We start from the raw sequence: 20,863 nt of genomic DNA on the forward strand, positions 1-20,863 counted from the left end.
AGAGATGTTGGTCTGCGCTACACGGCGAAAGCGCACCTCATCTCCGAGCCGCCGCTTCGAGCCGGGACAAAGTGTCTAGGATGAGCGACTTGCGATCGAGATTGAGCGCCGCAGCGTCCGCCTTGTCGCGCAGCAGTGTTTCCCACAACTGGGCATAGGTAGCAAGTTTGCCAGCCCCCATAAGCCGCTTTGCCGCTGCGATGTCGCCGCTTCTCCCCTCCCCCGTCGCGCCAGCCCGGACCAGTCGGTTGAGCTGGTCAAAGAAAAGATCGTAAAAAAGCTCGAATTTCTGCTCTTGAGCCGCCGGTTGCAGGTCGTCGGCAAGAGTATGAGCGCCAGCGATATCGAGTGCGGGCAGGTTTGCAAAAATCTTATCGATGTGCGCCTGCAGGGCCAGCCCCCCTCCCTCCATAAGGGCAAGGAGGCGGCGCGGGCTGCCTTTGGCGAGGCCTTCAAGATTGGCAAAGTCGTCTTCGTTGAGCGGAGGCTTTTCGGCGGCAGACAGAGCGGCTTGCGCTGCCTTGCGCAAATCATCCCCGCCAAGCGGCTCCAAGGCCAGTGTCCGGCAACGCGAACGTATGGTGGCCAATAGTCGCCCCGGCGCCGAAGATACGATCAAAAACACCGTGTTTGGGGGAGGCTCTTCAAGAGACTTCAACAGTGCATTGGCCGCGTTGATATTCAGTTCGTCGGCGCTATCGACGATCACCACGCGCCAGCCCTGCTCACCGGCACTCAGCGACAGGAAGGATCGCAGGCGGCGAACCTCGTCGACCGGAATGGTCGACGAAAACCGCTTGCCCTTAGGATCATAGGGCCGTCTGATGACGATCAGACCAGGATGAGAGCGTGCGATGATTTGCCGGGCGGTGGTCGAACCCGGCTCAATGACGAGCCCCGAGGCAAACATGCCGCGCTCGTCGGGACGCGCGAGGATTGCACCGGCCGCCTTGTAGGACAGCGTCGCTTTACCGATGCCTTCTTCCCCTGTCACAAGCCACGCATGGTGCATCTTGCCCGAGGCAAGAGCATTGGACAGCGTGGTCTCTGCCGCTGTCTGACCATAAATGGCCTTGGTCTCGCGTGGATGCGGAAAGCCTTCAAGGCGGTCAGCCTCGGGCAATGCCTCGATGTCGGCTGTAACGGGCGCACGCGCCATGGATCAAAGCACCTTGGCCAGAAGACGCTCGCTGACCGCCTGCCAGACGGCTGCCTCAACATTTTCGGGCGAGAGCAAGCCGTCGATGATCACGCAGCGATCAGGTTCGGCTTCCGCAATTTCCAAAAAGCCCTGACGAAGGAACTGATGCGTCTCGAGGCGTGCTGCATCATAACGCGATAGCGTTCCCCGGGAATTCGCCCGCTCCATGGCGATCTCCGGCGGCAGATCGATGATAAGTGTCAAGGACGGGTAGTCTGGAGCAACTGTGTACTTCTCTAACTGCGCTATGAGTTCACGCTCCAGGCGATAAAGCATACCTTGATAGACACGGGTGGAATCCATGAAGCGGTCGGAGATCACCCATGTTCCCTCATCCAGCGCAGGCCGAATGACGCCCGTCATATGCTCCGCACGCGCGGCAGCAAACAACAGCAGCTCCGTAACCGGATCCTGCGGATGATCTTTCAAAATGATGGAGCGGATATCTTCGCCCATCGACGTGCCGCCTGGTTCGCGCGTTACGAGCGTCGCGATGCCGGCGCCCTCGAGGCGCGCGGCAAGGCGCTTGGCCTGGGTAGACTTGCCAGCGGCCTCGCCGCCTTCGAAGGTGATGAATTTTCCGCGTGTCATGCCAGTTCCTGCTCGCCGCGCGCTCCGGGGTTCGCGCTCTTGCAGCGGACCTTACAGCGTCAAACGCCGCAACGCCATGATCACCAGAGTATCGATACCCCGCCACGCCAAACCGGCAGGTTCCACATCTTCCTGAGCGTAAAGGGGAATTTCGGCCGAGGCGCTGGATGTACTGGAGATCTTCAGTGTCGCCACCTGATCGCCTTTACGCACGGGCGGCTTGAGTGGCGCGCGATATACGATTTCAGCCGACAGGCGCTGATTGGCGGGGTATTTCGGCAGAGAGATGGTGACATCTCCCTTGCTGGTCAGCGGCACGAACATTTTGCTGCCGCCCCATACGCGCGCCCGTCCGACGACTTCATTGTCGTCAAAGACCCGAACCTTGCTGAAGGCGTTGAAACCCCACTCCAAGAGTTTGGCGGATTCGGCCTTGCGCGCATCTGCAGTCTGTAATCCGCTGACCACGACAATCAACCGTTTCCCGTCACGCACCGCCGACCCGACGAGGCCGTAGCCTGCCTCGTTGGTATGACCTGTCTTGAGACCATCAGCACCAATATCCAGAAACAGCAGCGGATTGCGGTTGTAGAACTTGTGCTTGCGGTACAGAAATTCTTTTTGTCCGAACACGGAATACTGGTCGGGATATTCCTTGATCAAGTACTGCGCAAGCAGAGCCAGCTCGCGCATTGTCATCAGCTGGTTTTCGTTTGGCAGGCCCGTCGCGTTACCAAAAGTCGATTTCGTCAATCCGATGCGGCGGGCCTCTTGCGTCATCAGTCTAGCAAAAGCGGCCTCGCTGCCTGCCATCGCTTCAGCGACTGCAATGCAGGCATCATTGCCGGATTGAATTGCGATGCCCCGGATGAGATCACCGACCGTTGCTGTGGTGTTGACAGGAACCATCATGGCCGACGTTCTCGACGGCGCCCCACCCTTGCGCCAGGCGTTTACGCTCATGGTGTATTCATCGGAGGTGGAAACCTTCCCCTCCTTGATCGCCTTGAACAGCACAGCAAGTGTCATTAGCTTGCTCATGCTGGCGGGGGGCGCAAGTTCATCGGCGCGCTGCTGGAACAGTACGGCACCAGTTGCCGCGTCGATCAGGATCGCTCGCGCGGCCTTCGTCGTGTAGCCTTGGTCGCCTTGCGCAACTCCAGGCAATACGCTCAAAGCAAGAAAGGCGAATGCAAGGATTGCGAGCGCCGCCTGCCGCACCGCTGGGATAGTGGATCTTGCCATTCAGTTCACTCTATCGGCCGCACAACTCTGCACCCCGGGGCCGAGGAATCCCGCATGCCCGGAGTGTCGCGGCCAGCATAGAAGCTGTCAACGGCACAATCGTGAAATTACGGACCTATTCGGCAACAACAATCCCGCCACTGAGACCGCGCGCAGAAATATGCGCTAATGTGGCATGGGCCTCCTCGGCGGCCATCGGGCCAATCCTGACGCGATAAAGGCGTTCCTCTCCCATCGCGACGGGAGCCACTTCGACCGGGCCCAGCGTACCAAGCTCGATTCGCAGCCGTTCGGCGCGGTCACGCTCGCGGAACGTTCCGACTTGTACATAGGCCGGCGCGTTCGATGACAGAGTTCTATCGATCGAGCCTGTCATCGACCTGCGGTCAGGTGCGCGCGGCGATGCCTTCCAAACCAACCCGCCGCCAGCGTCCGGCAGCGCACTACGTTCAACGGATCGATAACTGCTGCTCGGAGGCGGAGCGGCGACCGCCATGCGCTGCGCAGTCCAAGTTCGTGAAGTTGCTGCCCGATCCCATTGTGGCGACGGATCTGAGGCCGGCATAGGTTTGCCTGCAAGTGCTGTGCGGTAGGACGTGGGCGACCATGAAGTGGTTGATGCTGCTGCGGTGGGCCTTGGTGCCAGCAGACGCTGGGGCGGGGGGGCTGCATAAGCGACAGCCGAACCGGAGCCTCCGTTCCAACGCTGGCTTGCGAGAAACATACGTTCCCGGCGATCATCGCCGTTGAGCGGCGCACGCCCAGCATAGCGAACACGTACGCGGGCGCGACCTTGTCCCAGATATCCGAGAGCCTGTGCGGATGCATGAGACAGGTCTATGACCCGGTCCTTGACGTAGGGCCCACGATCGTTGATGCGCACCAGTATGGTGCGATTGTTCTGAAGATTGGTGACGTAAGCGTAGCTTGGCAGCGGCAGCGTCGGATGCGCCGCCGTCAGCGCGTGCATATCGAAGAGTTCGCCGTTTGCTGTCTTGCGGCCGTGGAAATCATCGCCGTACCACGAGCCGATGCCGACGCGATCATATCCCGGCTCCTCGCGCGGCACATACCAGCGACCGGCAACCTTGTAGGGGCTACCTAGTTTGAAAGTTCCCCCGCCTTTGCGCAGTGGTCCGCGCGCGCTGGTCACTCTTGGGGAGCTCGAAACGCCATATTCGTCTTCGCTGAACGCGGGTCGCGACAGGCGCGTTGCAGATGGGCCGTCTCCGCTGCCCGAGCACGCGGCAAGAAGAGCTGCAACGCTGATGGCGAGCCCAAAATGGGGCGCCAAAGCCAACCATCCGCGTTCTGACATCAGACTAATACTCTTGCACGCATACCAAAAACGGCCTCGGATGATGTTCTCTAACCAGAGAGATTGTCCTAAGCAGGCCAGAAGCATGGCAAAATAGGCTTAGCGGGCGGTAAACGCCGTCAGGTCTTGAGACGCGGCCATGAACCGTATAGGAACGCAGTCCGCAGTGCAGGACCTCTGCGCGCTGGAGGGGTGGTCGAGTGGTTTAAGGCACCGGTCTTGAAAACCGGCGTGGGCGTAAGTCCACCGTGGGTTCGAATCCCACCCCCTCCGCCACTTGCCCCCGCGAAAGCATTCTCCCGATCCGTCAGCGGCCGGATTTTTCCGTTGTATTCGAGGGTTATGCGGGAGGGGCTGTTAACCGGCCAACGCCCCGAAGGGCGGACACGCGTTCTCTCCGGGCCGATATTCTCCGGACCTGTTAACCGCCGCGCTTTCGGTGAACAGCTTTAAGTCATTGCTTTCAAGTGATCTTTCGAAGTCCGTGATGCACGCGATTTGGAAAATCCATCTGGATGGCGGATGGAACAGAGATCGAACGCCGCCCGTTGCGCGCTGGTTCGGCTGCGGCTGGGACCAATCTCACCCCAGCCGCTGTTCGTGCTTTGTGCTGAGTCAACCGCGTGTTACGGTCATGAAAAAGTGTGAGGCGAGCAGTTGGCCCAGAAGTCAGACATCGAATGGACGGACGCGACGTGGAACCCGGTGACGGGCTGCACCAAGGTCGGTCCCGGTTGTGACAACTGCTACGCCGAGCGGTTCGCAGAGCGCTGGCGTGGAATCCCTGGACACCCCTACGAGCAGGGCTTTGACCTGACACTCTGGCCGTCGAGGCTGAAGCAGCCCGTGCTCTGGAAAAAGCCGCGGATGATCTTCGTGAACTCGATGAGCGACCTCTTCCACAAGGACATCGACCGTACATTCATCGACGCGGTGTTCGACGCCATGGAGCTGGCGGACTGGCACGTCTACCAGGTGCTGACCAAGCGCAGCTCGCTCATGCGCAACTACGTTCGGAAGCGGTATGATGGAGGGCCGGTCCCTCGGCACATCTGGCTCGGCGTTTCTGTCGAGGACGCCGCGCACGCGAGCCGGATCGAGCACCTGAAGCAGATCAATTCCGACGCGCGCTTCATCTCGTTCGAGCCGCTGCTCGGACCGGTCGGGGATGTCGATCTGCAGGGCGTCGCTTGGGCCATCGTCGGGGGGGAGAGCGGGCCCCGGGCTCGGCCCATGGACGAAAGCTGGGCCCGCCAGATCCGGGACATCTGCGAACGTGACGACGTCGCTTTCTTCTTCAAACAATGGGGTGGCGCCCGTCCGAAGTCGGGGGGGCGTCTGCTCGATGGTGAGGAATGGAACGGCTTTCCGTGGCAAATCGTCCCGAAGCCGATCCTCGATCAGATTTCAGCGTGAACCATTTCGCACGGAGTACCGCCATCATTGAAGAAATCGCATATTGAAAATACGGTTGGCCCATGGGCTCGGCAAAAGCTCGATGGCCTCGAGGCATATCTTCACGCTTACACCATTGCGCTGAAGAAACAGCCCTTCGAACTGGTCTACGTCGACGCATTCGCCGGCGCGGGACGGTCAAGAATCCGCGACGCCTGGGCCGGTGCTGATGACGAAGACCTTCAGCTTCTTGATGACGAGTTCGTTCGGTCCGAGGAGCAGTTCATCGAAGGCTCCCCGCACCGAGCCCTCGCTCTCGAACACCCTTTCACCCAATATCATTTCTTTGACGCAGATGCAGGGCGCGCGGCCCTTCTCGAGGGCTTGAGGGCCGAGTACCCGGCTCGAAAGATCAGCGTTCAGGTTGGCGACGCGAACGAATTGATCCAGAAGCTGGTCCCGCGGATTGCGGGGCGGAACATGAGGGGTGTTGCTTTCCTCGATCCTTATGGCCCCCACTTGGACTGGCGAACCGTCGCAGCTCTGGGATCAACCAAGAAGTTTGAGGTGATCATAAACTTCCCGCTTGGAATGGCCATCAACAGATTGATCACGCGCTCGGGTGACATTCCCGAAACTTGGCGCGCGGGGCTGAACGGCTGCTTCGGCGGTGCGGACTGGGAGAGCCTCGTCTACGCAGAGCGCACCGACCTCTTCGGGGATACGACCCGCCACAAGGTTGACGATGCAGCCAAGCGGCTTCTTGACCACTACGTCGGCCGCCTGAAGACCTTGTTCGGCCACGCCGCCACACCGAGTGTCGTCAGGAACACGCGAGGTGTCCCAATCTACTACATGCTGTGGGCGGGGCCCCATCCCCTCGGGCACAAGATCGCCGACTACATCTTGGCGAAGGGTGATCGGATCACGCCACCAAAAACTCGGTCCGTTCGACGATGACCAGCTGGTGGCCCCGATTGCTAGCCGAGCCGGAACGCAGGCCTTGAAAGCATCCGAACGGCGAGACCGATCGAAAAGATCGCGTCATGGCGCAGCAGGTCGTCCGCCGATCTGCTCTCATCGATGCTACGACGATCAAGATTGCTGCCGTCATCGACATGCCGGAAGTGCGACAACGGGTTTCGCAGCGCCATCATGCGGCGGAGGTCGGTGACGTCTTCATCAGAGACTACCTCGCGCTCTCGGCAGCGGCGGAGGGTGTCGGCGAACTGGATGCGATCCGGAATGTCATCAACCAGAAGCCCGGCGTGAAGATATGCCGCCAGCAGATGCTCCACGAGCCCCTGACACAGCAGGATCGTCGCCACATAGTTGCCGTGCACGAACGACGAACGCGCTTCGACCCAAGCGTGATAGGCCGCATGGCCGCCGAAAATCATCGTCCCGGATCGACCCATCTGGCCGCCCAGATCTGTCAGCATCCGGAAACGGCCGACCTTCCCTGGCAGGTCGTCATGAAGGTCGGCCAGCAGATGACGGACGAAGTCCAGATCCGAAAGGTCCGATAGCAGATCGGGCTGATCGTCCCGGCTCACAGTCACGCGGCCTTCGCCCCACCGTCGAAGATCTCGTGCAGCATGGCCGGAATCAGGGCCTCCACATCCTGCGCGGTGTTGGCGCGGATGGTGCGGGCTTCGTGCGCCTTCGTCTGAAGGCGGTCGAACCAGTGCTGTCGACCGATTGGTGGGACCGGCACTTGCAAGCTTTCGAGCTTCTTCAATCCCAGCGTCCGGTTCCGTCCCGCTCCGCCAGGAGATGCTTCACCCAGCTTCTGCAATCCCTCGGGCGTCGAGAAATAGAAGCGTAGGAACTCGACGGTTGCGGTTTCCGGCGCGGGAACGCAGGTCAGGAAACGATGTGAGCCGACCCGGCCATCGTCTTCTGGCTGAGCGACGGCGACAGCGCCTTCCCAGGCAAAGACGATGTTGAACACGAGGTCGCCCGCGCAGATGCGGAACAGCTTCTTGTTGCCGACCTCAACGCCGGGCAGTTCGGGTTTGTGGAACGTGCCCCGACCGAATGACCGGACGCCGAGTTCCGGATAGGCAGCGTCGAGATCGATCTCGACCGGTCTTCGCACCAGCGGCGCGACCTCGGCCATGGGGCGCAGGGGGGCGCCGTCGATGGCGCGCTGGAAGGCTTTCAGCAGCAACGCCTGCGTCTCGCGCTCGGCCGCCTCGATGGCGTTGCGGCGTTCGTCCACCAGCGCCGCGACCCGGTCGAGCTTTTCGACGATACGGCGCTGTTCGTCGAGAGAAGGCAGAGGCACCGTCATCTTCAGGAATTTCGCTTCCTTCATGCGAACGCGGTTTGTCGAACCCTCGCTCGCTCGGCGACATAGATCGATGAACTCGGGCGTGCGTGAATACCACTCGAAGAAATGTGGCAGCACCGTCGAAGCGTCGATGTTGAAGCAGGGGAAATCATTGCTGACCAGTGCACCGTCCAGGTCCTCTGGAACGATCCCGAACGCTCCATGACGCGCGTCGATCCTGGAGATCAGGAACTGACCTGCCTTGGCGCAGTACTGTCGGGCGGCAGCAATCGCGCTTCCCGGAACTTCGCCACGCAGCGTGAGACCCTTTCCCCACAGACGTGCGGTGATCTGCTTGTAATTTTCATCCGGCTTTACCGGGACCCAGTCCTCTGCCTTGGTCAGAAACCTGTCGATGGTTATCGTCTGCGACATCACACCCGCTCCGCCAGCACGGCCTTGATCTCGTCCATGATCCCGATGATCCGCTGTTCCTGTGCGATGATCGCGTCCACGATCTCGAGCGGCGCGCGATGATCGGCGACCTCGCCGGAATGCGGGTTCTTGATGTCCAGGTTACAGGCGACAACGCGATCCTGCTCGTCGCGCTGGATCAGATCACCAGCGGAGACCTTCCACGCGCGCTCGTTCGGCTCGCGCTTCTTCCACCAGGCAAGGCAGTCCGCAAATTCCTCATAGGCCATGGGCGCGGTCTTCGAGTACTTCTTGCGGCCCTCCGGCAGCGGCATCTCGTAGTACCAGATGTCCCTCGTTGGTCCGGTCGTGTCGAAGAAGATCAGGTTTGCCGGGATGTCCGTGTAGGGCGCGAACACCCCTTCGCGCAGCCGGACCACGGTGTGCAGGTTGAACTTCTCGAGCAGGTCCGCCTTGATCCGCGCCGAGATGCCATCGCCGAACAGCGTGCCGTGCGGAACGACGACGGCGGCCCGCCCGCGCCCGGCGCGCTTCAGCCTCCGCATGATCAGTTGCAGGAACAGCAGCGCCGTTTCGGCCGTGCGCCGGTCCTCGGGGAAGTTGTTGAGGATCCCTGCCTCCTCCTCGCCGCCGAATGGCGGATTGGTCAGGATGACATTGACCCGCTGATCCTCGCCGATCTCGGCGAGGCGGAAGCGAAGGGCATTGCCCGGGTCGATGCGCGGGGCATGCAGGCCGTGCAGCAGGAGGTTGAGCTGGGACAGAAGGAACGGCAGCGACTTGGCCTCGCCGCCGAAGAAGCTGTCTTCCTGGAGGATGCGTCGCTTCTCGACCGTATCGGCCTGGCGCTCAAGATGCAGGAATGCCTCGGTCAGAAATCCCCCGGTGCCGCATGCCGGGTCGAGGATGGTCTCGCCCAGCTTGGGATCGGTCACCTCGACCATGAACCGCACGACCGGCCGGGGCGTGTAGAACTCGCCCGAGTCCCCTGCAGCGTCGCGCATCTCGCGCAGCAGCGTCTCGTACAGGCGGCCGAGTGTGTGAACTTCTTCCGAAGAATCGAAATGGATGCCGTCGATCAGGTTGACCACGTCGCGCAACAGGTAGCCGCTCTCCATCCGGTTGGCGAAGCCCTGGAAGACGGTTGCGATCACGTCGCGCCGCTCGCGCCGCCCATTATCGCCGCGCAAGCCTCGGAGATAGGCGAAGAGCCCCGGGCCGCGGGTCCCGTCCGGACGCTCCGTCATCTCGGAAACGAGGAACGACAGGAGGTCGGGGCCGGTGATGCCATCCGCATCCGCTGCCCAATCGCGCCAGCGATAAGGGGCCTCGATGATCGAGCGATAATCCTTGCCCGCAAGTTCTGCGCGTCCCTCCTCGATTCGCTCCATGTCGTCGAGGAACTTCAGGAACATTATCCAGGTGAGCATCGGCAACCGATCAAGGTCGCCGTTCAGCCCCTTGTCCTTCCGCATGATCTTGCGGGCGGACTTGATGATGCTGTCGAGACGCTGGGCAGTGGTCAGTTGCTTCGGCGCAGCCTTCTTTCGGGCGGTTGTAGCCAAGATAGAGCTCCTTTAATTCAAGCGGTGTAGAGCAGACGCTGCAGCTCGGTGACGGCGCTGCGCAGCTCCTTGCCCCCGCCGAAGCGGGCAGCGATTTCTATGACGTTGCCCCACTCGCTGAACGGGGGCACTTCCAGGATGTCGGGCAGCTTGAACTGGGCACTGCCATGTTCGGCATACTTTTCAAGCACGGCATCTAGAACTTCGCGGGCATCCGGCCCGAAGCGGTCCAGAAACTCGTCCTGCTCCCTCACCAGACGGTCAGCGCGCTCGCGCCGGGTGCGCAGCGGCGCGTTATAGGCGAGATGGCAAAGGAGATCGAACGGGTCGGCCTCCGGCTTTCCGACTGCATCAGCCAGGGAATCGAGATGGATGCCCTTTTCCTCGAGCCGCTCGACGATTTCCGCCCGGCGCTCGGGATCGAGCCAGTCCGTGCGCAGTTCCGACGCATTGGGGTAGAGTGTGCGGACCTTGTCGCCAGTGTAATCGGTGAGCTGGCGGCAGGCGAGTTGCCGGCCGTCAGAATCGAGTTCGTACACGAGGTGCCGGACGATCGCGACCTCGCCGCCGTCGACATAGAACTTGCGGGGCCCGTTCTCGCCCTCGTCCCCCAGCTCGACCGGTCCATCCGGGATATCGGGCCCTTCAGGAAAATCGTCCGGATCCGGCGCCACTTCTTCGATCTCGCGCTCTTCCACGATGTCGCCGTCCGCATTGATCACCGCTTCGTCCTCGCGGACGGGATCGCCGTCAAAGGCGGGATCGGCGAACATGCGCGTCGCGGTTCCGGTGTAATCGATGATGTTGAAGGCGAGCTTGCCGTAGTCGGGCCGGAGACGGGTGCCCCGTCCGATAATCTGCTTGAACTCCGGCATGGAGCCGACGACCCGCGCGAGCACCACGTTCTTGCAGGTCGGGGCGTCCACGCCGGTCGTGAGAAGCTGCGACGTGGTGAGGATGACCGGCGTCTGGGTCTCGACATCCTGAAACTTCGCCCTGTGCGCGCTTCCCACATCGCCTTCGTCGGACGTCACACGGCAAACGTAGTCGGGATGGTCCTTCACGAGATCGGTGTTCAGGGCGGCGAGCGCCTGCCGCATTTCTAGCGCGTGTTCCTGGTCGACGCAGAAGACGATGGTCTTTGCGAAGCGGTCGGTCTCGGCCATGAAGCCCGCGAGATGTCTCGCAATGGCCTGCGTTCGCGCCCGCAGCGCCACGACCCGCTCGAAGTCCCGCGTGGAGTATTCGGCGTCGGGGATCTCGCGTCCATAGCGATCAAGTTGACCCCGCGTTGGTCGCCAGCCGGCAGCATCGTAGTCCGATATGACGCGATGGACCCGATACGGGGCCAAGAAGCCGTCAGCGATGCCCTGCGCGAGGCTGTACTCGTAAAGCGGATCACCAAAATAGTTGTAGGTATCGACATTGTCCTCTCGACGCGGCGTCGCTGTCATCCCAATTTGGGTTGCGGGCTCGAACCATTCGAGGATTTCCCGCCAGTTGCTGTCGTCGCGAGCACTGCCGCGATGACATTCGTCAATGATGATGAGATCAAAGAAATCGCGCGCATACTCGCGATAAAGGCCGGGACGGTTCTCGTCACGCGCGATGGACTGGTAGATGGCGAAATACATGTCGCGGCTCTTGACCGCCAAACCGCCGGCGATCTTGTGACGGGCGTCGCCAAATGGGCTGAAGTCTTTTGCCATCGGATCGTCGACCAGGACGTTGCGATCAGCGAGAAACAGGATCTTCGGGTTCCGGTTGACCCCTTTGGAATTCCAGCGTGCCGACCAGAGCTTCCAGCAGATCTGGAAGGCGACGGCAGTCTTGCCCGCTCCGGTGCACAGTGTGAGCAGGGCCCGCTTCCTGCCCTGAAGGGCGGCTTGGACCGCGCGGTTCACCGCGATTTCCTGATAGTAGCGAAGGGGTTTGGCTCGGTCTGGAAAGGTGGGCGTCAGCAGCCGTTCGGCCACTTGGTCGTCGACAATGCCCTCGGCGCGGCGGAGCCGAGCCCAAAGGTCACCAGGCGCCGGGAAATCCGAAATCGTTCGCTCGATGCCGGTCGTGTAGTCGAACTCGACAATCTCGATCCCATTGGTCGAATACGCGAACCGAAGTCCAAGGATTTCAGCATATTCCTTGGCTTGTTGGAGGCCCTCCGCGGCGTGCCGGTAGCGGGATTTGGCCTCAACGACGGCGATCGGGAAATCCGGATTATATCGGAGAAGATAGTCTGAGCGCTTCTGCTTGCCACGTCGAGCTTTGCCGCCGACAAATACAACTCGGCCGTCAGTAAAAGTTCTCTGCTCGTTTATCGCGTGCGGGCGTTCATCCCAGCCTGCTTCCTGCAGCTTCGGGACGACGAACTTCCTGCAGGTATCGGCTTCGTTCATGCGCAATCTACTTCGCCCGGTTTCGACATGCCATCGCGCAGCAAACGGCTTGTCAAAGAACTCGGCTCAGATCAACGCGCAATTCTTTGGTTTGGCAGCTCTTTCGCCTGACAACGGCTCGGAGAAGCTACAGCGTGGCCGACTGATGCCGCAAGCCTTATTCCGTCCCTGGCAGCAAGGACTCGCGCTGCCTCGACCATTCATGGGGGATCTGCACTCGCAGCGACTGAAGCGTCAGGCCCGGGGGATGCCGTGCGTCGAGTATCGCCTCGACGAGATCGGGCGCAAGCTGCGTCAGCCGAAGCACACGCGTGAGGTAGGAGACAGCGATGCCTTCCTGTGCGGCGAGGTCGGCTACCGTGGCAAAGTCACCGTTGTCGAGCATCCTCTTCCAGCGGAACGCGCGCGCAAGCGCCTTGATGAGCGTATCGTCCGGCCTCCCGCGCGCTTGGGTGCCTGATGGCCGCTGCATCTCTTTCCGCCCGCCGCGCTTCACGATGCGGAATGGCACGTGGATTGTGACCGTCTCGGAGACCGCCATCGCGCGGGTCATGCCGCTGCTCCGATGCTGCCAGACAGCATCTCGCGCGCGAGCCCTCCGAGGCCGTCCATCCGGAGCCGGAAGTTGAGCCCGTTCGTGCCGATATCGACGCGCTCAACCAGCAGCGTGACAATGCGCGCCTGCTCGGCGGGGAAGAGTTCGTCCCACAGCGGATCGAGCTGCTGCAAGGCCGCGCGTGCGTCGGCCTCGGAGATGTCGTCGGCGTAGGCACGCGCTGCCTTCCAGGTCCCCGCAACAATCTCCGGCTGGCGGAACACGGCGCGGAGCTGGTCTATGACGGCGCCCTCGATCTCGCCCGCAGGCACGCGGCCGACCGGGCACGACCCGGCACCGTGCTTCAGCACGGTCTGACTGACATAGTAGCGGTAGAGACGATCCCCCTTCCGAGTATGCGTCGGTGAGAACGCGGCGCCATCGGGCCCGAACAGCAGCCCCTTCAGCAGCGCGGGCGTGTCGGCGCGGGTGCGGGCCGCGCGCTTGCGCGGGCTCTCCTGCAGGATGGCGTGGACGCGGTCCCAAATCTCGGGATCGATGATGGCGTCGTGCTCGCCGGGATAGCTGTCGCCTTTGTGGACCGCCTCGCCGATGTAGGCGCGGTTGCTGAGCATGCGGTAGATGTATTTCTTGTCGATCCGGTTGCCGCGCGGCGTGCGGAGGCCGCGCGCGCCGACCTCCCGCGCCAGTTCCGTGCAGGACCCGATCTCGAGAAAGCGGGCGAAGATCCAGCGCACATGCGCAGTGGCGTCTTCGTCGATCACCAGCTTCCGGTTCTCGACCCGATAGCCGTAGGGCGGCACCCCGCCCATCCACATGCCCTTCTTCCGACTGGCGGCGACCTTGTCGCGGATGCGTTCAGCCGTGACCTCGCGTTCGAACTGGGCGAAGCTGAGCAGGATGTTCAGCGTCAGTCGCCCCATGGAGGTGGTGGTGTTGAACGACTGCGTGACCGAGACGAAGGTCACGCCGTTCCGGTCGAAGACCTCGACCAGCTTGGCGAAATCGGCGAGCGAGCGGCTGAGGCGGTCGATCTTGTAGACCACCACAACATCGACCAGCCCGTCCTCGATGTCCTCCAGCAGCCGCTGCAGGCCGGGGCGTTCAAGCGTGCCGCCGGAAATGCCGCCGTCGTCATACTGATCGCGGACCAGCACCCAGCCCTCGGACCGCTGGCTGGCGATGTACGCCTCGCAGGCCTCCCGCTGGGCGTGGAGCGAGTTGAACTCCTGCTCCAGTCCTTCCTCGGAGGATTTCCGGGTGTAGACGGCACACCGCAGCTTGCGGACGACCTTCGATTTTTCAGGCGGCTTCGTCATGTCCGCCCCCTGTGGTTCTTGAGCCCGAAGAACACCCAGCCGTTCCAGCGCGTGCCGGTGATGGCGCGCGCGATGGCGGACAGCGACTTGTACGGCCGACCTTGCCACTCGAAGCCGTCGGTCGTGACGGTGACGACCTGCTCGACACCCTGCCATTCGCGCAGCAGCCGCGTGCCGGTGATCGGGCGGTCACGGTCGGCGCGCATGCCACGCTTCTTCCTGTCGCCGCCGTCCAGTTCCTCGCCCAGCCGTTCCAGCCGCCGGATCGTCTCCGGTTTCAGCCCGCCATAGGCGAGTTCCTGGATGCGATAGGCGATGCGGCTTTCGAGATAGCGGCGGTTGAACGGCGGCGGTTCGCTGTCGAACAGGTCGCGCCACTGCTTTTTCAGGTCAGGCGTCGGCGTGGTCTTGAGCGCGGCGAGGCGCGCGGGGATGGGATCAGGCTTCATGCATTTCTCCGGTGAGTTGGAGTTGCATGACGGCATTGGTCGGGCGGATAGTGTAGGCAACTTTCTCCAGTATCGTCAGATACTTCGCCCTTCTCCCGCATGCGCAACCGAACAAGCCCGAGCGCCAACAGGCCGCAGAGCTCGGCGCGGCGCTCGGCGGGCGTCATGTGGTCGGGAGGGAGCGGGTTCGGGCGTTTCATGTCTCGGTGGCTATGCTCGGTGGCGTCGTTACCGATCAAAAGCCACCCCACCATCGGTGATGGGACATCTCTCCCAACAGGATTCAGGATTGCGAACAGGTAGAGAACATCAGGACTTGCCGATCACCGATTTGTCCGCGACAATCGCGAGTTGAATCAGTCGAGAGCAGTAGTTCATTGAGGTAAGTTCATGACGCGCGAAGCAACTCCGATCGGTCCCCATCTCCTGGAGCGGATCGAGGATGCGCGCGTGGATCTCGCCTCTGTGGACGTAACTGTCCGGCGAAAAGGCAACGTTGCCCTCGGTCTCCAGAGGCGACATCGCGGTATCAAGCTCCGAGCACGGCGCCACGATCGCCATCAGTAGCGCAAGTCAGAATTCTCGGAGACTTCAATGGTACGCGTCCCGGCTAAAACCTGCCCCAATCTTTCTCGGCTATTCGATGATGCAGAGCCCGAATTGCTGTCCGGATTCCTCAAGAGCAAGGCTTTCGAGAGGCTGAGCTGGCTCGCGCCCTACAGGTTCGACCCCAAGAATCCGGACGGTCCGTCGGTTGCCAGAAACATGCTGCCGCAGGAAAAGAAGGACCGGCTGGGGCCCCTCGAAGCTGAAGCTGCCCGGATCGTCACAATCGCAAGCGACCGTGGCGAGTATGTCCTCGAAGGTCTCGCCAAGACCACGCTCGAACCCGAGCGCACCAAGGAACTTTTGAACCAGCGGGACAAGCTCGCGCGAAGCCTTTGGGCTTACGCCAACGAACACGGCTTATTTGAAGCGGCGGAGAACAGCCTGCACCTTCGCCTCTACCGGCGCTATGACAAGCACTACCAGACTTTCATGGCCGAGCCTTCGGTCGACGGGGGCCCGGACGCCGGCAGCGCATTGCTCGAAGAGCTTCTGGTTGATCTCAACAAGCGTCTCGATCGCGGCGACGGCTACAGCATCGACAAGTTCGACATCCCCGAGGACGGCGATGAACCGGTGGCGGAGATGTACCTGCTGTTCCATCCCGATCCCCCCACAAGCGTTCGGGAGATCGATGACGACGGCAATAGATCGAGCATCTATTTTCGGCCGCCCGGAGAGGCGATGATCGTCTACACGCCATCGACCGGGCGGGTCCATGTCCGTGCCGGCAACCGAAAGCTCAGGCACACAGTCGCCGAACGCTTCATCGAGACTGCTCTCGAGCAGACCTACTCCAACCAGCCCGTCGATTTTCAGGCGTACGACATTTCGCAGTTCCTGCAAGGACTCGATCTTGAACCGCCGGAACTCGACGACGTCGTGATCGAACGCGCACAGGTGATCCGCGCTGACATCAGCATCGGCAATCTGGCCAACCGTCTCTCGCTTTCCACCACGATCGACCAGGACATCTCCGAAATCATCGACAGCCAGCCGGGCCTTCCGAGGATTTTCGAGCGGGCGCTCGCAATCCGTTTCGTCGAGATTGCGGTCCGGTATTTCCGCGCGGGACGGGATGAGGCGCAAACCCTCAACTTCACCCTCACCGACCGCAACACTAGCAGCCTTCTCAGCATCGACGACCCTTTCGAGCGCGTTCTGGGGCATCGCTTGCTCAGACACTGGAACATCCTCCGTGATGGTCGCGCGCCAGGCGAAGGGGAGAGCATGGCGGTCATGCCCGCCTTGCTGGCCATCTGGGATATCGGAGCTGACAGGGTCACCGGCGCATGGCTCCAAACTCGCGGTGTCGATCCTGGCCTCCTGACCGATCTGGGCTTCCTCGTGCCGGCCGGCTGGGAAGGCGACGACCTGATCGACGATGAAGACGAGGTCGGCCCGGTGGCAGCCGAAGTGGTCGTTCGTATCGAGAAGGGAGATGCGGAGGAAGAAGACCGTAAGGTGGCCGACCTCAAGGTCACCGAGGGACAGGCGACGTCTGCGGGCAACCCGGATCGCTACAGGATCTATCGGGTGCGTGACGGCTGGGTCGCGCAACACCTGAAGGAACGTCTCGAAAAGGCGCTCGATGCGCCCGCCATCGAGAAGCTGACCGATCATCTCCTCTACCTTGGAACGCTCAGTGTCGATGGCGGAGATGTTCCGATCTACCTTGCGCGTGGTCTCGACCGGGAGAGGGTCCGGTCTGCCGTCGATACGGAACTTCGGGCGCGCCACAACCTCGGTATTGGACTGGTTCTGCAGGCCGGCACCGCTCCCGGACCGTGCCTGGCGGCCAATGTTCTGACGCCGCTTGTTGATCAAATCGACACCAAGCAAGCCGAAATCGCGTTGGTCGCAGACAAGCTCCGGTCCGTGTTCCGGCGACATCGGATATTGGCCCGTGGAGGCATGACGGTCGGACTCACCCGTAGCGGCGATGATATCGCGACCCTCTTCGTGCCAGGGAAAGGCACCATCGACATCAAGGGCGAAAACCGCATCCAGATCATCCAGCGGCTGGTCGATGCCCACAACAACGGCCCGACGCCGATGTCGACCAAGGATCTTGTCAAGGGAATCGCTGAAGACCAGTCCCTGTCGAACATCTTCAAGCAGCCGCTGTGGGACAAGCTGAAGGCCAACTTTCTGAGAAGTCTTGGCGCCAAGGGGCCGTGGGAGATCGCAATCTGACAGCTGGCTCCGATCCGGCTCCGATTGGGGGGTCTGACGGGCTCCGATTCTTCAGGCCAATGGGAGTGCTCCATCGATCAGAGGAGCACTTCCATGCCGACTCCCTTCCCCCCGCGCCAGACAGCCCAGTCGAGCTGGTCCGGCGCCGCGAAGACCAAGCCCACCACCTCGAACTCGGAATGGCGCTGCACGCGCTGTGACAAGCTGCTCGGCGTCTGCCGGGACGGCCGCATGCACCTGCGCTTCGCGCGGGGGCACGAGTATCTCGTGGGCTTCCCGGTGCAGGCCACCTGTCGGGGCTGCGGCACGCTGAACAACGCGACCGCACCCGCGCGCTGACACGCGCTTTCACCCAACCCCCTGAATCGCAGAGACGCGCGACGTCCTGACCTGGCCACGAGAAGGCGCCGGACGCCTGGCCGCAAGGCAGGCGTCCAATGTCTATCGCGTGGCACGAGATCCGTGATCACCTCATGCATTCTTCTTCCAACCTTCACTTCCAGCGCAGTTTCGACGCCGTCCGGCGTGCGCAGGCTGCCCTCACACCGTTCCGGGATCCGGCGGCCCTGCTGGACGGGCTGCACGGCACGACCGGCGATCAGGGCCAGAAGAACCTGATCCTCTCCGCGCTCGTCAGAGCGGCGCAGGGCGACGGGCCCGCGTCCGACTGCGCCCTGACGCTGCTGTTGCTGGCGCTCTGGCCCGGCCTCGACGCCATCCGCCGCCGATCGATCTGGCGCAGGCTCGGCACCGCCGACGAGGTCGCGTCCGACGTTCTGGCGCGCACCACCGAGGCAGTCCGCAGCCTCGATCTCAGGCGCGTCAACTGGATCGCGGCCACGGTGCTGCGCAACGTCGAGCGCGACATGATCCGCGTGCGCCGGCGCGACTCGGCGCGCGAACATCTCGCCAGCGGCGCCAAACCCGACGAGGTGGCGGACAGCGGTGACAGCGGGATCGGCGCGGCCGGGTACGCACGGCTGAACGACGCCGTGCGGAAGCTGCTCGGCGATGACGCCCTGCTGGTGATCCGCGTGGCGATCGAGGGTTTCTCGCAAGCCGAGGCGGGAGCCGAACTGGGCTTGACCGAGGCTGCCGCCCGCAAGCGGTACCAGCGCGCCATGCGCCGGCTGCACGACGCCCTCGAGGAAATCCCCTGAACGGATGTCCCGATCCGGTCCTGCGGGTGGCTTTTCCCATTCGAGCGCCCCGAGCGCCTTCCCTCCAACCGAAAGCAGACACGCATGAACCGCACTGCCGATCTGTCGCTCGAGGATTTCAGGCGTCTTCCGGGGCTCTATCGCCGCTGGGAGCTGACCGAGGTCTGCGAGCCCAACCGCAACTATCAGATCGAGGACGCCGGCACGCACGCGGACGGGACGCCGCTACTGGCGATCTACGTCGCCGAGCCCGCGCCCGACGTCCGCGAGGCCGCGTGATGGGCCTCCTCGATCACCTCATCTCACGGAGAACCGCCATGCCGGACCAGCCGGACGACATCACCCGTCTTCGCAAGGTGAACTACGCCCTCGAAGATCTCCCCGAAACCATCGCCTTCCCGCAGCGCGCGGGTGACGAGCCGCGCGAGCCGCTGCCGGTCGTCGAGGCGACCGTCGACGAGATCGCCTTCGCGATCGTGGAAGCGGAGCGCGAGAGCACGGCCGCCTACCGCCGCGCCGACGCGCTGAAGCGCCTCTACAAGCTCGCCCGCGAGGCGGGGTGCATCGGCGCAGATCGCGCCGCCACGGCGGTGATGAAGAAGGAGGGCCAGTGATGGCCCTTCCCATCATCGGCGCCGATGAGAGGCTCGCGCAGCGCAAGGGCATCAAGGGCGTCATCTTCGGCCGGTCCGGCATCGGCAAGACCAGCCTGCTCTGGACGCTGAACGCCTCGACCACGCTCTTTCTCGATCTCGAGGCCGGGGATCTGGCGGTCGAGGGGCTGGAGATCGACACGCTCCGGCCCCGCACCTGGAAGGAATGCCGCGACTTCGCGGTGTTCATCGGCGGGCCGAACCCGGCGCTGCGCGAGGACCAGCCCTACAGCCAGGCGCATTTCGACGAGGTCTGCGGGCGCTACGGCGATCCGGCGGTGATCGGGAAATACGAGACCGTCTTCATCGACTCGATCACCGTTGCCGGGCGACTCTGCTTCCAGTGGTGCCGCGGCCAGCCCGAGGCCCTCTCGGAGAAGACCGGCAAGCCCGACATCCGCGGCGCCTACGGGCTGCACGGCCGCGAGATGATCGGGTGGCTGACCCATCTGCAGCACACGCGCGGCAAGCATGTCTGGTTCGTGGGCATCCTCGACGAGCGGCTCGACGACTTCAACCGCAAGGTCTTCCAGCCGCAGATCGACGGCTCGAAGACCGGGCTCGAACTGCCCGGGATCGTCGACCAGGTCATCACCATGGCCGACATCCCGGACCCCGGCGGCCAGCCGCAGCGCGCCTTCGTCTGCCAGACGCTGAACCCCTGGGGCTATCCGGCCAAGGACCGCTCGGGCCGCCTCGACAGGGTCGAGGCCCCGCATCTCGGCCGGCTGATGGAGAAGATCCAGCGCCCCGCGGCGCCGGCCTCCGAACGCCTGACCTGGCCGCCGTTGACCCCGGCCGATCCCGCCCCCGCGCAGGAGCCCGGCCATGGCTGAGCGCCTCTCGCCACGCCCGGTGTCCCGATCCGGTCGCCGGGGTGGCTTTTCCCCTCTGACGCCACTGCGCGTCCCATCCTCCAACTGAAAGGAGCCGCGCAATGTCCGGACCCTGGAACGACTTCAACTCCGCGCAATCCAACACCAACGTCATCCCGAAGGGCACGCTTGCCAAGGTTCGCCTGACGCTCCGCCCGGGCGGCTTCGACGACCCCTCGCAGGGCTGGACAGGCGGCTGGGCGCGCCGCGCCGCCACCGGCGCCGTCTATCTCGACGCCGAATACACGGTGCTCGAGGGGCCCCATGCCCGGCGCAAGATCTGGTCGCTGATCGGCCTCTACAGCCCGAAGGGACCGGACTGGGCGAACATGGGGCGCGGCCTGATCCGCGGCATCCTCAACTCAGCGCGCGGCGTGTCGGACAAGGACAACTCGCCCGAGGCGCAGGCCCGCCGCCGCATCAACGGGTTCGGCGATCTCGACGGGGTCGAATTCGTCGCCCGCATCGACATCGGCACCGACACCAACGGCGAGGACAAGAACGAGATCCGCGCCGCGGTCACCCCGATCATCGCGACTACGCCGCGCTGATGGGCACGGTAGCGCCGCAGTTCGCCGCTGCCCCGGCGCAGGGCCACGCCCCGCAGCAGCCCACCACGGCCACCCAG

At 63.0% G+C, this 20,863-nt stretch carries 21 protein-coding genes and 1 tRNA gene; 10 read left to right on the top strand and 12 right to left on the bottom strand.

The window, feature by feature from the left end:
* Nucleotides 1-37: 37 nt before the first annotated feature.
* From R3D51_15705 to R3D51_15720, 4 genes are all read right to left on the bottom strand, one after another.
* Nucleotides 38-1,159 (bottom strand): DNA polymerase III subunit delta', encoded by a 1,122-nt coding sequence (locus tag R3D51_15705; protein MEZ5900928.1) that lies wholly within the window; start codon nucleotides 1,157-1,159, stop codon nucleotides 38-40.
* Nucleotides 1,160-1,162: 3 nt separating this feature from the next.
* Nucleotides 1,163-1,792, bottom strand: coding sequence for a dTMP kinase (tmk, locus tag R3D51_15710; GenBank protein ID MEZ5900929.1), 630 nt, complete (start codon nucleotides 1,790-1,792; stop codon nucleotides 1,163-1,165).
* A 51-nt stretch (nucleotides 1,793-1,843) separates the two neighbouring features.
* The gene (locus tag R3D51_15715) at nucleotides 1,844-3,037 is read right to left on the bottom strand and encodes a D-alanyl-D-alanine carboxypeptidase family protein (GenBank protein MEZ5900930.1); all 1,194 of its coding nucleotides are present in this window, start codon (nucleotides 3,035-3,037) and stop codon (nucleotides 1,844-1,846) included.
* Between the two features lie 115 nt (nucleotides 3,038-3,152).
* A complete protein-coding gene (locus tag R3D51_15720) occupies nucleotides 3,153-4,355 on the bottom strand; it encodes a septal ring lytic transglycosylase RlpA family protein (protein ID MEZ5900931.1) in 1,203 nt (400 codons plus the stop codon).
* A 186-nt stretch (nucleotides 4,356-4,541) separates the two neighbouring features.
* On the opposite strand from R3D51_15720, the gene R3D51_15725 reads away from it, so the two are divergent.
* The 3 genes from R3D51_15725 (at nucleotide 4,542) to R3D51_15735 (ending at nucleotide 6,710) form a co-directional block, all read left to right on the top strand.
* Nucleotides 4,542-4,631, top strand: a tRNA-Ser gene (locus R3D51_15725).
* 381 nt (nucleotides 4,632-5,012) lie between these two features.
* A complete protein-coding gene (locus R3D51_15730) occupies nucleotides 5,013-5,771 on the top strand; it encodes a phage Gp37/Gp68 family protein (GenBank protein MEZ5900932.1) in 759 nt (252 codons plus the stop codon).
* Between the two features lie 27 nt (nucleotides 5,772-5,798).
* Nucleotides 5,799-6,710, top strand: a complete 912-nt coding sequence (locus R3D51_15735; protein MEZ5900933.1) for a three-Cys-motif partner protein TcmP — start codon at nucleotides 5,799-5,801, stop codon at nucleotides 6,708-6,710.
* Between the two features lie 20 nt (nucleotides 6,711-6,730).
* On the opposite strand, the gene R3D51_15740 is transcribed toward R3D51_15735, so the two are convergent.
* The 8 genes from R3D51_15740 to R3D51_15775 form a co-directional block, all read right to left on the bottom strand.
* Nucleotides 6,731-7,312 carry a hypothetical protein gene (locus R3D51_15740; GenBank protein MEZ5900934.1) on the bottom strand — a complete coding sequence of 194 codons (582 nt, stop codon included), beginning with the start codon at nucleotides 7,310-7,312 and terminating at the stop codon, nucleotides 6,731-6,733.
* Nucleotides 7,309-8,460, bottom strand: a complete 1,152-nt coding sequence (locus tag R3D51_15745) for a restriction endonuclease subunit S (protein MEZ5900935.1) — start codon at nucleotides 8,458-8,460, stop codon at nucleotides 7,309-7,311. Before R3D51_15745 ends, R3D51_15740 begins: the two co-directional genes overlap by 4 nt.
* Nucleotides 8,460-10,025: a class I SAM-dependent DNA methyltransferase gene (locus R3D51_15750; GenBank protein ID MEZ5900936.1), complete on the bottom strand. Its 1,566-nt coding sequence runs from the start codon at nucleotides 10,023-10,025 to the stop codon at nucleotides 8,460-8,462. The genes R3D51_15745 and R3D51_15750 overlap by 1 nt, the downstream gene beginning before the upstream one ends.
* Nucleotides 10,026-10,042: 17 nt before the next feature.
* Nucleotides 10,043-12,421: a DEAD/DEAH box helicase family protein gene (locus R3D51_15755; GenBank protein ID MEZ5900937.1), complete on the bottom strand. Its 2,379-nt coding sequence runs from the start codon at nucleotides 12,419-12,421 to the stop codon at nucleotides 10,043-10,045.
* A gap of 157 nt (nucleotides 12,422-12,578) precedes the next feature.
* Nucleotides 12,579-12,974, bottom strand: a complete 396-nt coding sequence (locus R3D51_15760) for a hypothetical protein (GenBank protein MEZ5900938.1) — start codon at nucleotides 12,972-12,974, stop codon at nucleotides 12,579-12,581.
* A complete protein-coding gene (locus R3D51_15765; protein MEZ5900939.1) occupies nucleotides 12,971-14,296 on the bottom strand; it encodes a recombinase family protein in 1,326 nt (441 codons plus the stop codon). The genes R3D51_15760 and R3D51_15765 overlap by 4 nt, the downstream gene beginning before the upstream one ends.
* Entirely contained in the window at nucleotides 14,293-14,745 is a 453-nt protein-coding gene (locus tag R3D51_15770) for a DUF2924 domain-containing protein (protein ID MEZ5900940.1), read from the bottom strand. The genes R3D51_15765 and R3D51_15770 overlap by 4 nt, the downstream gene beginning before the upstream one ends.
* A gap of 309 nt (nucleotides 14,746-15,054) precedes the next feature.
* Nucleotides 15,055-15,306, bottom strand: coding sequence for a hypothetical protein (locus tag R3D51_15775; GenBank protein ID MEZ5900941.1), 252 nt, complete (start codon nucleotides 15,304-15,306; stop codon nucleotides 15,055-15,057).
* 33 nt (nucleotides 15,307-15,339) lie between these two features.
* Here R3D51_15775 and R3D51_15780 point away from each other — a divergent pair, with 33 nt between their 5' ends.
* From R3D51_15780 to R3D51_15810, 7 genes are all read left to right on the top strand, one after another.
* The gene (locus tag R3D51_15780; protein MEZ5900942.1) at nucleotides 15,340-17,547 is read left to right on the top strand and encodes a hypothetical protein; all 2,208 of its coding nucleotides are present in this window, start codon (nucleotides 15,340-15,342) and stop codon (nucleotides 17,545-17,547) included.
* A 93-nt stretch (nucleotides 17,548-17,640) separates the two neighbouring features.
* Nucleotides 17,641-17,886 (top strand): hypothetical protein, encoded by a 246-nt coding sequence (locus tag R3D51_15785; protein MEZ5900943.1) that lies wholly within the window; start codon nucleotides 17,641-17,643, stop codon nucleotides 17,884-17,886.
* Between the two features lie 98 nt (nucleotides 17,887-17,984).
* On the top strand, nucleotides 17,985-18,707 hold the full coding sequence (locus tag R3D51_15790; protein MEZ5900944.1) for a sigma-70 family RNA polymerase sigma factor: 723 nt from the start codon (nucleotides 17,985-17,987) through the stop codon (nucleotides 18,705-18,707).
* A gap of 84 nt (nucleotides 18,708-18,791) precedes the next feature.
* A complete protein-coding gene (locus tag R3D51_15795) occupies nucleotides 18,792-18,986 on the top strand; it encodes a hypothetical protein (protein MEZ5900945.1) in 195 nt (64 codons plus the stop codon).
* A 38-nt stretch (nucleotides 18,987-19,024) separates the two neighbouring features.
* Nucleotides 19,025-19,321, top strand: a complete 297-nt coding sequence (locus tag R3D51_15800) for a hypothetical protein (protein MEZ5900946.1) — start codon at nucleotides 19,025-19,027, stop codon at nucleotides 19,319-19,321.
* A complete protein-coding gene (locus R3D51_15805; protein ID MEZ5900947.1) occupies nucleotides 19,321-20,196 on the top strand; it encodes an ATP-binding protein in 876 nt (291 codons plus the stop codon). Before R3D51_15800 ends, R3D51_15805 begins: the two co-directional genes overlap by 1 nt.
* A gap of 101 nt (nucleotides 20,197-20,297) precedes the next feature.
* A complete protein-coding gene (locus tag R3D51_15810) occupies nucleotides 20,298-20,786 on the top strand; it encodes a hypothetical protein (GenBank protein MEZ5900948.1) in 489 nt (162 codons plus the stop codon).
* The last annotated feature ends 77 nt before the right edge of the window (nucleotides 20,787-20,863 follow it).

Source organism: Hyphomicrobiaceae bacterium, from assembly GCA_041397645.1.
Classification (GTDB): Bacteria; Pseudomonadota; Alphaproteobacteria; order Rhizobiales; family Hyphomicrobiaceae; genus Hyphomicrobium_B.

Coding starts and splice junctions, on each gene's coding strand:
- R3D51_15705 (MEZ5900928.1), bottom strand. CDS start 1,159: ATGGCGCGTGCGCCCGTTACAGCCGACATCGAGGCATTGCCCGAGGCT.
- tmk (MEZ5900929.1), bottom strand. CDS start 1,792: ATGACACGCGGAAAATTCATCACCTTCGAAGGCGGCGAGGCCGCTGGC.
- R3D51_15715 (MEZ5900930.1), bottom strand. CDS start 3,037: ATGGCAAGATCCACTATCCCAGCGGTGCGGCAGGCGGCGCTCGCAATC.
- R3D51_15720 (MEZ5900931.1), bottom strand. CDS start 4,355: ATGTCAGAACGCGGATGGTTGGCTTTGGCGCCCCATTTTGGGCTCGCC.
- R3D51_15745 (MEZ5900935.1), bottom strand. CDS start 8,460: ATGTCGCAGACGATAACCATCGACAGGTTTCTGACCAAGGCAGAGGAC.
- R3D51_15755 (MEZ5900937.1), bottom strand. CDS start 12,421: ATGAACGAAGCCGATACCTGCAGGAAGTTCGTCGTCCCGAAGCTGCAG.
- R3D51_15760 (MEZ5900938.1), bottom strand. CDS start 12,974: ATGACCCGCGCGATGGCGGTCTCCGAGACGGTCACAATCCACGTGCCA.
- R3D51_15765 (MEZ5900939.1), bottom strand. CDS start 14,296: ATGACGAAGCCGCCTGAAAAATCGAAGGTCGTCCGCAAGCTGCGGTGT.
- R3D51_15770 (MEZ5900940.1), bottom strand. CDS start 14,745: ATGAAGCCTGATCCCATCCCCGCGCGCCTCGCCGCGCTCAAGACCACG.
- R3D51_15775 (MEZ5900941.1), bottom strand. CDS start 15,306: ATGGCGATCGTGGCGCCGTGCTCGGAGCTTGATACCGCGATGTCGCCT.
- R3D51_15780 (MEZ5900942.1), top strand. CDS start 15,340: ATGGTACGCGTCCCGGCTAAAACCTGCCCCAATCTTTCTCGGCTATTC.
- R3D51_15785 (MEZ5900943.1), top strand. CDS start 17,641: ATGCCGACTCCCTTCCCCCCGCGCCAGACAGCCCAGTCGAGCTGGTCC.
- R3D51_15790 (MEZ5900944.1), top strand. CDS start 17,985: ATGTCTATCGCGTGGCACGAGATCCGTGATCACCTCATGCATTCTTCT.
- R3D51_15795 (MEZ5900945.1), top strand. CDS start 18,792: ATGAACCGCACTGCCGATCTGTCGCTCGAGGATTTCAGGCGTCTTCCG.
- R3D51_15800 (MEZ5900946.1), top strand. CDS start 19,025: ATGCCGGACCAGCCGGACGACATCACCCGTCTTCGCAAGGTGAACTAC.
- R3D51_15805 (MEZ5900947.1), top strand. CDS start 19,321: ATGGCCCTTCCCATCATCGGCGCCGATGAGAGGCTCGCGCAGCGCAAG.
- R3D51_15810 (MEZ5900948.1), top strand. CDS start 20,298: ATGTCCGGACCCTGGAACGACTTCAACTCCGCGCAATCCAACACCAAC.